The organism is Nonomuraea phyllanthi (assembly GCF_006334985.2).
Classification (GTDB): Bacteria; Actinomycetota; Actinomycetes; order Streptosporangiales; family Streptosporangiaceae; genus Nonomuraea; species Nonomuraea phyllanthi.
Map to the genome: position 1 here is coordinate 1 of NZ_VDLX02000055.1, position 1,567 is coordinate 1,567.

Genomic DNA, 1,567 nt, shown 5'->3' on the forward strand with positions numbered 1-1,567 from the left:
TAGGAGCCCAAGTTGTCCCTGTGCGGACGCCCGTTCCGGGCTGAAAATCGGGGGTGGTTGCTCGCCGACGCCGGTTTGATGGTGATCTTCGAGATCGTTTAGGAGCCGGGTGCTGGGAACCGCGCTGTGGGCCCTTCAATGTTCCTTCGAGGACGTGGATCAGCTTGCGCCCAGCGCGTCGCCCTGCGGTTCCCGCGAGCAGCCGCCTCATCCACACGATGGGTCAGGAGGACGACGCAATGCTCGAACAGGCCCACGACCACGAAGAGATCGTCCAGCGCGTCGCCGCGCTGGACATCGGCAAAGCCACCCTGACCTGCTGCATCCGGGTGCCCGACGAGAGCACGCCGGGCAAGCGGCTGCAGGAGGTGGACACCTACTCCACCATGACCCGCTCGTTGCTGGCGCTGGCCGACCGGCTGCGCTGCCTGAGCGTGACCCGGGTGGTGCTCGAGGCCACCTCCGACTACTGGAAGCCGGTCTTCTACCTGCTGGAGGCGGCCGGCCTGGAGGTCTGGCTGGTCAACTCCCACCACGTCAAGCACCTGCCCGGACGACCCAAAACCGACAAGCTGGACGCCGTCTGGCTGGCCAAGGTCGCCGAGCGACAGATGATCCGCCCCAGCTTCGTGCCGCCCCCGCACATCCGCGCCCTGCGCGATCTGACCCGCTACCGCGTCGACCTCGTCAACGCCTGCACCGCCGAAAAGAACCGGGTGGAGAAACTCCTCGAAGACGCCCAGATCAAGCTCAGCGTGGTCGCCTCCAGCATCTTCGGCGTCTCCGGCCGCGCCATGCTGGCCGCGCTCATCACCGGTGAACGCAACCCCACCCGCCTGGCCCAGCTGGCGCGCGGCCGCATGCGCGCCAAGCTCAGCAGCCTGGAAGAGGCGTTCACCGGCCACTTCACCGACCATCACGCCTTCCTGCTGCGCCTGATGCTGGCCCGCATCGATGCCTGGAACGCCGACATCGCCATCGTGGACGAGAAGATCAGCCAACACATCACGCCCTACCGCGACACGGTCGAGCGGCTGGACGAGATCCCCGGCATCGGACCCACCGCCGCACACGTCATCATCGCCGAGATCGGCCTGGACATGAGCCGCTTCCCCACCGCCAAGCACCTCACCTCCTGGGCCCGTTTCGCCCCCGGCGTCAAGGAATCAGCCGGCAAGAAGAAGGGCAAAGGCGCCACCGGCCACGGCAACGCCTACCTGGCCCGAGTCCTGGGCGAGGCCGCCGTGTCCGTCGGACGGACCGAGACCTTCCTCGGCGAACGCTACCGACGCATCGCCCGCCGCCGCGGCAACAAGAAAGCCGCCGTCGCCGTCGGCCGCTCCATCCTGACCATCATCTGGCACCTGCTTTCCGACCCCACCGCCCGCTTCATCGACCTCGGCACCGGCTTCCACGACAGCCGTCTCGATCCCGAGCGCGAGAAACGCCGCCACATCCGCCGACTCCAAGCCCTTGGCTACAGCGTCACTGTCGAACCCGCCAACTGACCACGCATCACCCCGAAACGCCCGACCCTGCTGGCGTTCGCTGCCGCTTGCCCACTGAA

General features: G+C 67.5%; 1 protein-coding gene. It reads left to right on the forward strand.

Annotated elements, in window-relative coordinates; translation table 11 throughout:
- The first annotated feature begins 239 nt into the window (after positions 1-239).
- Complete coding sequence (locus tag FH608_RS51110; RefSeq protein WP_152315459.1) at positions 240-1,508, forward strand: IS110 family RNA-guided transposase; 1,269 nt, start codon at positions 240-242, stop codon at positions 1,506-1,508.
- The last annotated feature ends 59 nt before the right edge of the window (positions 1,509-1,567 follow it).